We start from the raw sequence: 9818 nt of genomic DNA, 5'->3' as shown, positions 1-9818 counted from the left end.
GGCCGTCGCCCGGTACGCGCCGCCCGATCAGGTGGGCGCCTACCTCGGGGCGTCGTCGTTCCTGGCCGGGATGACGGCGTTCGGCGGCGACCTCGTCGCCGACATCCGCGACGGCGGCGAGGCCGCCGGCGTCCGGGCCATGGTGACCGGGCAGACCGCGATGGCGATCGACGTGTCCGCCAAGCTCGGCCAGGCGCTCGCGCCCTACCTCGCCGTCGTCGTCGGCCTCGCGTTCATCCTGCTGCTCCTGGTGTTCCGGTCGCTGCTCGTGCCGCTGAAGGCGACGCTCGGGTTCCTGCTCACCGTCGCCGCCACCTTCGGTGCCGTCGTCGCCGTGTTCCAGTGGGGCTGGCTCGCCGGCCTGCTCGGCGTCGCGGAGACCGGCCCCATCATGAGCATGATGCCGATCTTCCTGATCGGGGTGGTGTTCGGCCTCGCCATGGACTACCAGGTCTTCCTCGTCACCCGGATGCGCGAGGAGCACGTGCACGGCGCCGCGCCCACCGAGGCCGTCGTCACCGGGTTCCGGCACGGCGCCCGCGTCGTCGGCGCCGCCGCCGTCATCATGATCGCGGTGTTCGCCGGGTTCGTCGCCTCCTCCGAGTCGATGATCAAGATGATGGGGTTCGCGCTCGCGGCCGGCGTCGCCTTCGACGCCTTCGTGGTCCGCATGACGCTCGTCCCCGCGGTGATGGCGCTGTCCGGCCGCGCCGCCTGGTGGCTGCCCCGCTGGCTCTCGCGTGCCTTGCCCAACGTGGACGTCGAAGGTGAGAGGCTTCGGCATCTGCTCGACGAGCCGGGCGAGCGCCCCCGCGAGCGGGAACCCGCGGCCTCGCGGAGCTGAGCCGGCCCGTCCCCCCACAGAAGGACAGCGATGTGAGCCTCCTCGACCGACCCGCCCGGCCGGCCGGCGCCCTCGCGCGGCTGCGCCGGCCGGGACGCCGGAACGCGCCCGCCGCGGGACGGCCCGGCCGGGAGCGCCCCGGCGGGCGGCCCCACGCCGTCCGCGAGCTGGTCCTGATCGTGGTGCTGTTCACGGTCTACAAGCTCGGCCGGCTGCTGGCGAGCGGGCGGGTCGGGGAGGCGTTCGCCAACGCCCGCGACGTGTGGCACCTGGAGCGCCTGCTGCGCCTGCCCAGCGAGACCGGCGTCCAGGACGGCCTGCTGAACAGCCAGCTCCTCGTGCACGCGGCCAACTGCTACTACGCCTATGTGCACTTCCCGGCGGCGATCGCCTTCCTGCTCTGGATCTACCTGCGGCGGCCCGCCCACTACCGGTGGGTCCGCCGGGTCATGGTCGCGCTGACCGGCGTCGCGCTCGTCCTGCACCTGCTCGTCCCGCTGGCCCCGCCGCGGATGCTGCCCGCCACCGGGCTCATCGACACCGCGGCGCGGTTCGGCCCGGCCGTGTACGGGCCGCCGCAGACCGACACCGTCGCCAACCAGTACGCGGCCATGCCGTCCCTGCACATCGGGTGGGCCGCCGTCATCGCGCTCGGCCTCATCGTCACGTCCCGGACGCGCTGGCGCTGGCTGTGGCTCCTGCACCCCGCAGTGACGGTCGCGGTCGTGGTCGGCACCGCCAACCACTACTGGCTGGACGGCATCGTGGTGCTCGCCCTGCTGGCGGTCAGCGTCCTGGTCCTGCGCCCGCCCGCCGCCGGGCGGGCCGCGGCGCCCGGCTAGCCCGCCGGCTCCGCCGCCCGCCCCGGATCCCCCTCCGGCTCCGCGTCCAGCGTCTCCAGCAGCTCGGTCACCGGCTGCAGCTTCTCGTACAGCAGCAGCACGGGCTCGCCCGGCTCGGCGAGGTCCAGCGCGGACGCCAGCGCCCCCTTCAGGTCGCCCGCCGGATGGTGCAGGACGTCCGGGCGCGCCTCCCGCAGCCCCTGCACGATCAGCCGGGTCATCTCGCCGGAGCGGCGGCCCCGCAGGTCCTCGTCCTCGTAGACGACGACGCGGCCGAACGACGCGGCGAGGGCCCGCGCCGTCTCGCCGACGAGCTCGTCGGACCGGTCGCCCGGCAGCGTGACCGCGGCGACGCCCCCGGCGCCCCAGCGCCGCTCCACGAACGCGCCCATCGCGGCGACCGCCGCCGGGTTGTGCGCGTAGTCGACCAGCACCGGGTTCTCCCCGACCCGGTACACGCAGCCCCGGCCGGGGTTGCGGGTGTGCGGGTCGAACGAGCGCAGGGCGCGCGCCACCACGTCCACCGCGACGCCGAGGGCGCGGGCGGCGGCCGCCGCGGCCAGCGCGTTCGCCAGCACGTGCGCGGCGTGCCCGCCGAACGCGCCCGCCACCTCCGCGGCCGGCAGGATCCGGGTCCGGCGGTCGCCGCGCGCCTCGGTCAGCCAGCCGTCCGCCAGGTAGTAGCCGAGGCCGCCGCCGCGCAGGTGCGCGACGAGGACGGGCGCGTCCGGCGACAGCGCGAAGAACCGCAGCACCGGGTCGCGGCGCCGCACCGAGGGCCGCTCCGCCAGGCTCGCCGACGGCTCGTCCTCGGCGTTCAGCACCACGTGCCCGCCGCGCCGGACCTCCTCGGCGACCAGCGCCTTGATGTCGAGCAGGTCGGCCACCGACTCGGTGTCGTCCACGCCGAGGTGGTCGCGGGTCACGTTGGTGACGACCGCGACGTCGGCGCGGTCGTAGCCGAGGCCGCGCCGGACGATGCCGCCGCGCGCGGTCTCCAGCACGGCCGCCTCCACCGACCGGTCGCCGAGCACCATCTCCGCCGAGCGGGGCCCGGACGCGTCCGACAGGTGGACCTGCCGCCCGCCCACGTGCACGCCCTCGGTGCTGGTCATGCCGGTCCGCCGGCCGTCCAGCTCCAGCATGTGCGCGATCATCCGGACGGTCGTCGTCTTGCCGTTGGTGCCGGTCACCGACACGATCGGGATCCGCGACGGCGTGCCCGCCGGGTACATCAGGTCGATGACGTCGCCGGCGACGTCCCGTCCCGCCCCCTCGTGCGGCGCCAGGTGCATGCGCAGCCCCGGCGCGGCGTTGACCTCCAGGATCCCGGCGGCGCCGCGCTCGGCGGGCACCGGGGAGGCGATGTCGGGCAGCCGCAGGTCGATGCCGCACACGTCCATGCCGACGGCCGCGGCGGCCCGCACGCACATCGCGGCGACGTCCGCGTGGACCTCGGCGGTCACGTCGCGGCTGGTGCCGCCGGTGGACAGGTTCGCGTTGCGGCGCAGCCACACCCGCTCCCCGGCGCCGGGCACCGAGTCCGGGCCGTGCCCCTGCCGCGCCAGCAGCGCCAGCTCCGTCGGGCCGAGCGCCAGCCGCGTCAGCGGCCGGTCGTGGCCCTCGCCGCGGGCCGGGTCGGCGTTGACCCGCTCCACCAGCGCCGCGATCGCGCTCTCCCCGTCGCCGGTCAGATGGGCGGCGGTCAGCTCGGCCGCCGCCGCGACCCGGCCGCCGACCACCAGGACCCGGTAGTCCTTGCCCGGGATGTAGGACTCGACGAGCACCTCGCCGGCCTCCCCGGCGGCGGACGCGAACGCGGCCACCACCTCCGGCGGCTCGGTCAGCTCGATGTGGACGTTCTCGCCCTGGTGCCCGGCGAGCGGCTTGACGACCACCGGCCCGCCGATGTCGCGCAGCGCCGCCAGGGCCTCCGCCGGCGACGCCGCGACCCGCCCCTCGGGGACGGGGACGCCCGCGTCGGCGAGGACGCGGTGCGCGAGCCGCTTGTCGCCGGCGACCTCCATCCCGATCGCGGAGGTCGCGTCCGTCATCGCCGCCCACACCGTCCGCCGGTACCGCCCGTACCCGAGCCGCAGCAGGTTGAGGCCGCCGACGCGGCGGACCGGCACGCCCCGCTCGCGCGCCGCCCGGGCCAGCGCCGCCGTGCTCACCCCGAGGCGCTCGGCCTCGTGCGCGGCGGCGACCTCGGCGAGGTCGCCGGACAGGTCCGGCACCTGCCCCTCCAGCGCACCCGTCACCGCCCGCACGGCCAGCATGATCAGCCGTTCCACCACGGTGCTGGAGGCGGGCTCGTCCCGCGGGCACTCCAGGATCACCTCGTACTCGCCCGGCCCGCCCGCGAGGACGGTGCGGCCGAAGAACACCTCGCGGCCGATGAGCCCGGACAGCTCCAGGGTGACGTGCTCGGTCACATGGCCGAAATAGGTGCCGCGCGCCATCGCGGCCAGCAGCCCGCCGGGGCGGCCCGCCGAGCAGTGGTGCCCGGCGAGGCCCGGCAGCGCCGCGACGAGCCGCTCGGCGAAGCCGGGATGGTCGGTCGTCTCATGGCCGGTCAGGCTCTGCAGGTCCAGCCGCGCGATCGCGACCGGGCGGGACAGGTAGGTGTTCGGGCCGCTCAGGCGGCGCACATGATCGAGCCGCACGGCTCAGTCCTCCTCGTCCGGGCCGCGCATGTTGCCGATCGCGGGCAGCTTGTCGTTCATCTGGAACGTGCAGCCGGCGGGCAGCAGGTGCAGCGACACGTCGAACATCGCCATCGGCTCGTCGTCGGAGGCGGCGTAGGCGATGGTGGACTGCCCGGCGTCCACGACCGTCACCACTCCGGTCCCGACCACCTCGAACTGGCCGTCGCCCACGACGATCGCCGTGTCCTCGTCGATCCCGACGCCGAGCAGCCGGGTGTCGAGCGCTATGCCGCTCATCAGTCTCGGCAGCCGCCCGCGCTCGTTGAAATGCATGTCGATCAGCACGTTGTCGAGCAGCGCGAGGCCCGGCCCGACCTTCACACTGGACGCGGCGACCTCGTGGCCGTGCCCGCCCAAGATCATCCAATGCCCCATCGCGGTCGCGCCCGCGCTCGTCCCGGCGATGACCAGGCCCTCCTGGTCGAGCCGCCGCTTCAGCAGCTCGTTGGTCCGGGACCCCACCAGGGTCCGGATCCGCGACTGGTCGCCGCCGCTGAACAGCACGCCCGTCGCGTTGTCGAGCGCCCGCAGCGTCGCCGCGTCGTCGGCCGCGGCGCGGCCGAGCAGCCGCAGCTCCCGGACCGACGACACGCCGAGCCGCCCGAACACCGCCGTGTACTCCTCCGCGACCTCCTCGGGCACCTCCGTCGCCGTCGTCACGACCACGATCCGCGCGTCCTCGGCCCCGGACAGCTCGACGAACGTCTCCAGCGGCCCGGCCCCGCAGGTCCGGTTCTCCGCCCCACCGATGATCAGCAGCCGGCCCTTGCGTCCGGCACCCCCATGTTTGACCTTCACACTGAGCTGACTACCCTTTGATCACGTGTGGTAGTCGCGCGATCGCGAGGAGTCCGGGCCGGGCCCGCCGGCGCCGCTGTGCCATGCTGTGCGGATGAGCGGCAGCCCCGTTCCCCCCGGCGCGCCCGCCCGGCCCGCGGCCGGGCCGTCCGCCGCGCTCGCCGCCGCGTCCGCGCACTACCTGCGGGGCGAGCCGATCGACATGTCGGCGCTGGCGGCGGAGCTGGGCGTCGGGCGCGCGACCCTGTACCGGTGGGTCGGCGGCCGCGAGCAGCTCCTCGGCGCGGTCCTCGCGGAGATGACCGAGCGCACCTACCGCGTCGCGGCGCGCGGCGTCGGCGGCGCGGGCGCGCCGCGGATCCTCGCCCTCCTGGAGCGCTTCATGCGCGCGGTCGTGGACGCGGCGCCGCTGAAGGCGTTCACCGAGCGCGAGCCGCGGCTGTTCGTCCGGCTGGCCACCATGCCCGGCACCATCGAGGACCGCGCGGCCGAGCTGCTGGCGCGCGAGCTGCAGGCGGAGATCGACCGCGGCGCGCTGCGCGTCCCGCTGCCCACCCGCACGCTCGCGCAGGCGATCGTCCGGGTCGCCGACTCGTTCATGTACGCCCACTACCTGGGCGGGAACCAGCCGGAGATCGAGCGGGCCCTGGAGGTCGTCGAGCTGCTGCTGCGCCCGTGCGCGCCCGGGGACGGTGGCCGCGTGTCCGGGGACGGCGGCCGGGAATCTCCGGGCCCCGCCGAACGCTGAACAATGGACGGCGATTGACCACTTTGTGGCTTTCGTTCGCCATGAGAGGCTAAGGCATTGGACGCATCGTCGAAAAAGGGACGGCCGGGCCGTGAGTGACATCCCCCGCCGCGCGGTGACGCGCACCGCCAAGCTGGCGACCCTCCCGCTGGGCTTCGCCGGGCGCACCGCCCTCGGGTTCGGCAAGCGGACCTTCGGCCGCCCCGCCGAGGCCGTCGCGCTGGAGGTCCAGCGCCGCACCGCCGAGCAGCTGTTCGCCGTGCTCGGCGAGCTGAAGGGCGGCGCGATGAAGGTCGGCCAGCTGCTGTCGATCTTCGAGGCGGGGCTGCCCGAGGAGATCGCCGGCCCGTTCCGCGCCAGCCTCACCCGCCTCCAGGAGGCGGCGCCGCCGATGCCCGCCGCCACCACGCACCAGGTCCTCGCCGAGGGCCTCGGCGAGGACTGGCGCGACCTGTTCGCCGAGTTCGACGACCGCCCGGCCGCCGCCGCGTCCATCGGGCAGGTCCACAAGGCGGTCTGGCACGACGGCCGCACGGTCGCGGTCAAGGTGCAGTACCCGGGCGCCGCGCAGGCCCTGATGAGCGACTTCAACCAGATCGCCCGCCTCAGCCGGCTCTTCACCCCGCTGTTCCCCGGCGTCGAGGTCAAGCCGGTCGTCGCCGACCTGAAGCGCCGCCTGGAGAAGGAGCTCGACTACGCCGACGAGGCCCGCGCCCAGACCGCCTTCCACGACGCCTACGCCGGCGACCCCGACTTCGCCGTCCCCGCCGTCGTCGCGCAGGCCGGGAACGTGCTGGTCACCGAGTGGCTGGACGGCACCCCGCTCGCCAAGGTCATCGCCGAGGGCGACCAGGACCGCCGCGACCGCGCCGGCCTGCTGCTGTTCCGCTTCCTGCTGTCCGGCCCGGCCCGCTGCGAGATGATCCACATCGACCCGCACCCGGGCAACTTCCGGCTGCTGGACGACGGCCGCCTCGGCGTGCTGGACTTCGGCGGCGCCGCCCGCGTCCCGGCCGAGCTGCAGTGGTCGATCGGCCGGCTGCTGCGCATCGGCACCCTCGGCGACCCCGACGAGATCGTCGACGCCCTGTGCGACGAGGGCTTCCTCGTCCCGGACGCGGAGGTCGACCCGGAGGAGATCGCCGACCTCGTCGCCCCGCACGCCGCGCCGTTCGCCGTGGAGCGCTTCCGCTACTCCCGCGAGTGGCTGCGCGAGCAGACCGCCCGGGGCCTCGGGCTCGCCTCCGACATGCGCCCGGGCGCGCTCGCCCGCGCGTTCCGGCTGCCGCCGCAGTACCTGGCCGTCAGCCGCGCCCTGTCGGGCTGCGGCGGCGTGCTGTGCCAGCTGGAGGCCGAGGGCGCCTTCCGCGCCGAGGCCGAGCGCTGGCTGCCGGGCTTCGCCGACGACGACGGCCCCGAGGACCTCGACGGCCTCGACGACCTCGACGACCAGGCCCCGGCCACCGCCTGACCCGCGGCCGGGCCGGCCGGCGGGTCAGCCGAGGGCCGCGGCCTCCTCCTGCTCGACCTGGCGGTTCCAGTCGCGCTTGCTCGACTGCCAGCCGTCCTCGTCGCGGCCGCGGCGCCAGTAGCCGGAGATGGAGAGCGCGTCGAGGGGCAGGCGCCGCTCGACCCGCAGGTGGCGGCGCAGGGCCTTGACGAAGCCGGCCTCGCCGTGCACGAAGGCGTGCACCTCGCCGTCCGGGAAGTCGAGCTTCTGGACGGCCTCGACCAGCAGCGCGCCGACCTCGCCGGCGCCGCGGTGCAGCCAGACGATCTCGGTGGTCGCCGAGCCGCGCAGGGGCTGCTCCTCCTCCGGGCCCGCGACCTCGACGAAGGCGCGGGCGGGGGCGCCGGCCGGGAGGCGTTCGAGGGCCGCGGCGATCGCGGGCAGCGCGCTCTCGTCGCCGGCGAGCAGGTGCCAGCCGGCGGCCGGGCGGGGCGCGTAGGCGCCGCCGGGGCCGTTGAACATGATCTCGTCGCCCGGCCGGGCGGCCGCCGCCCACGGGCCGGCGAGGCCCTTGTCGCCGTGGTGGACGAAGTCGATCGTCAGCTCGCGCGCCCGCTCGTCCCATGCGCGGACGGTGTAGGTGCGGGTCGCGGGCCACTGCTCGCGCGGCAGCTCGGCGCGCACCCGCTCCATGTCGAACGGCTCGGGGTAGGCGACGCCCGGACGCGGGAACAGCAGCTTCACGTAGTGGTCGGTGAACTCGCCGGCGGCGAACTCCGCGAGCCCGGCGCCGCCGAGGACCACCCGGATCATGTGCGGGGTGAGGCGCTCGGTGCGCACCACCGTCCCCCGGTGGAGCGTGCGTCCCCTGCGTGCCGGTTCGCGTGCCGGTTCCGTCGCCATGCGTCCTCCGATGATCCGCGGTACTTAGGTAACCCTAACCCGTGCCGCCGTCCACTTTGTTCCGGACGCTCGAGCAACGGCGTTGAGCAGGCCCTCTGGGCGGGTCCATCTGCGGTACGTTCAGGGGACCCCGCGCACCCCCTCAGCCACCCGTGCCGCCGGAGGACCGGATGCCCCTGCTCGCCCAGTTGCTCGCCGCCGTCGCCGACGGCTCGGTGGAGATCGTCGACCTGACCGCCCCGCTGTCGGAGCGGACGCCGATCCTCCAGCTGCCCGAGCCGTTCGCCAACACCGTGCCGTTCCGGCTCAAGGAGATCAGCCGCTACGACGACCGCGGCCCCGCCTGGTACTGGAACGACATCGAGACCGGCGAGCACGTCGGCACGCACTTCGACGCGCCGGTCCACTGGGCCACCGGGCGCGACGGCGAGGACGTCGCGCAGGTCCCGCCCACCCGGCTGGTCGCCCCGGCCGTCGTGCTGGACGTGTCCGAGCGCGCGGCCGCCGACCCCGACTTCCTGCTGGAGATCGAGCACGTCCGCGAGTGGGAGCAGGCGAACGGCCCACTCCCCGACGGCGGTTGGCTGCTGTACCGGACCGGCTGGGACGCGCGGTCCGGCGACCAGGGCGCCTTCCTCAACGCCGACGAGAACGGCCCGCACACGCCGGGGATCTCCGCCGAGTGCGCCCGGTGGCTCGCCGAGGAGACCCCCGTCATCGGCCTCGGCACCGAGACCGTCGGCACCGACGCGGGCGCCGCCCACGGGTTCGACCCGCCGTTCCCGTGCCACTCCTACTTCCTCGGCGCGGGCAAGTACGGCCTCACCCAGCTGCAGAACCTCGCCCGGCTGCCGGCCCGCGGGGCCGTGCTCGTCGCCGCGCCGCTGCCGATCGAGGGCGGCTCCGGCAGCCCCGCCCGCGTCCTCGCGCTGATCGAGCGATGATCGTCGCGGCGGCCGTGGGGGAGGCCCTCGCGCGGCTCGGCGCCCGCACCGTCTTCGGCGTCGCCGGCAGCGGCAACTTCCACGTCACCAACGCGATGGCCGCGCACGGCGCCCGGTACGTCGCCGCCCGGCACGAGGGCGGCGCGGTGACGATGGCGGACGCGTACGCGCGGGTGAGCGGCGGGCTCGGCGTGGTCAGCGTCCACCAGGGTCCCGGCCTCACCAACGCGGTCACCGGCATGGCCGAGGCCGCCAAGAGCCGCACGCCGCTGCTGGTCGTCGCGGGCGAGGTGGCCGCCGCCGCGGTCCGCTCCAACTTCCGGGTCGACCAGGCGGCGATCGCCGCGGCCGTCGGGGCGGTGCCCGAGCGGGTCCACTCGCCGCGGACCGCGCTCGAGGACGTGGCGCGCGCCTGCCGGACGGCGGTCGCCGAGCGCCGCACCGTGCTGCTCGGCCTGCCGCTGGACGTGCAGGGCGCCGAACTCCCGGACGAGGCGGGGCGCCGGCCGTTGGCCTGTTCGTCACCGCAGGCGGCCAGGGTCAGGAGCATGGCCACGCCGGGCGCGGCGAACAGGAGCGTC

The 9818-nt window shown here is 75.5% G+C and carries 9 protein-coding genes; 6 read left to right on the top strand and 3 right to left on the bottom strand.

Annotated features, from left to right (window positions below; genetic code table 11):
- Positions 1-844, top strand: an 844-nt coding sequence (locus AB0K34_RS44740; protein WP_364554600.1) for an MMPL family transporter, incomplete at its 5' end; no start/stop codon positions are given.
- Between the two features lie 32 nt (positions 845-876).
- On the top strand, positions 877-1686 hold the full coding sequence (locus AB0K34_RS44735; protein ID WP_240807173.1) for a phosphatase PAP2 family protein: 810 nt from the start codon (positions 877-879) through the stop codon (positions 1684-1686).
- On the opposite strand, the gene cphA is transcribed toward AB0K34_RS44735, so the two are convergent.
- Both cphA and AB0K34_RS44725 read right to left on the bottom strand, forming a co-directional pair.
- A complete protein-coding gene (gene cphA / locus AB0K34_RS44730) occupies positions 1683-4352 on the bottom strand; it encodes a cyanophycin synthetase (RefSeq protein WP_364554598.1) in 2670 nt (889 codons plus the stop codon). The two genes, AB0K34_RS44735 and cphA, sit on opposite strands and share 4 nt — an antisense overlap.
- Positions 4353-4355: 3 nt before the next feature.
- On the bottom strand, positions 4356-5192 hold the full coding sequence (locus AB0K34_RS44725; RefSeq protein ID WP_138634026.1) for a cyanophycinase: 837 nt from the start codon (positions 5190-5192) through the stop codon (positions 4356-4358).
- A 94-nt stretch (positions 5193-5286) separates the two neighbouring features.
- On the opposite strand from AB0K34_RS44725, the gene AB0K34_RS44720 reads away from it, so the two are divergent.
- The gene (locus tag AB0K34_RS44720) at positions 5287-5940 is read left to right on the top strand and encodes a QsdR family transcriptional regulator (RefSeq protein ID WP_171068840.1); all 654 of its coding nucleotides are present in this window, start codon (positions 5287-5289) and stop codon (positions 5938-5940) included.
- A gap of 91 nt (positions 5941-6031) precedes the next feature.
- Positions 6032-7411 (top strand): AarF/ABC1/UbiB kinase family protein, encoded by a 1380-nt coding sequence (locus tag AB0K34_RS44715; protein ID WP_171068841.1) that lies wholly within the window; start codon positions 6032-6034, stop codon positions 7409-7411.
- Between the two features lie 24 nt (positions 7412-7435).
- On the opposite strand, the gene AB0K34_RS44710 is transcribed toward AB0K34_RS44715, so the two are convergent.
- Positions 7436-8293, bottom strand: coding sequence for a siderophore-interacting protein (locus AB0K34_RS44710; protein WP_138634029.1), 858 nt, complete (start codon positions 8291-8293; stop codon positions 7436-7438).
- 170 nt (positions 8294-8463) lie between these two features.
- On the opposite strand from AB0K34_RS44710, the gene AB0K34_RS44705 reads away from it, so the two are divergent.
- Both AB0K34_RS44705 and AB0K34_RS44700 read left to right on the top strand, forming a co-directional pair.
- Positions 8464-9237, top strand: a complete 774-nt coding sequence (locus AB0K34_RS44705) for a cyclase family protein (protein ID WP_301177742.1) — start codon at positions 8464-8466, stop codon at positions 9235-9237.
- A partial coding sequence (locus tag AB0K34_RS44700; protein ID WP_364554596.1) for a thiamine pyrophosphate-binding protein occupies positions 9234-9818 on the top strand: 585 nt, incomplete at its 3' end. The genes AB0K34_RS44705 and AB0K34_RS44700, both read left to right, overlap by 4 nt.

The sequence above is a fragment of the Actinomadura sp. NPDC049382 genome (assembly GCF_040677125.1).
Classification (GTDB): Bacteria; Actinomycetota; Actinomycetes; order Streptosporangiales; family Streptosporangiaceae; genus Spirillospora; species Spirillospora geliboluensis.
The sequence above is the reverse complement of the archived record's forward strand: the minus strand, read 5'-3'. Positions and strand labels throughout refer to the sequence as shown.

Bases quoted from the DNA above. Each gene is read 5' to 3' on its own strand.
- AB0K34_RS44705 (WP_301177742.1), top strand. From the start codon at position 8,464: ATGCCCCTGCTCGCCCAGTTGCTCGCCGCCGTCGCCGACGGCTCGGTG.
- AB0K34_RS44710 (WP_138634029.1), bottom strand. From the start codon at position 8,293: ATGGCGACGGAACCGGCACGCGAACCGGCACGCAGGGGACGCACGCTC.
- AB0K34_RS44720 (WP_171068840.1), top strand. From the start codon at position 5,287: ATGAGCGGCAGCCCCGTTCCCCCCGGCGCGCCCGCCCGGCCCGCGGCC.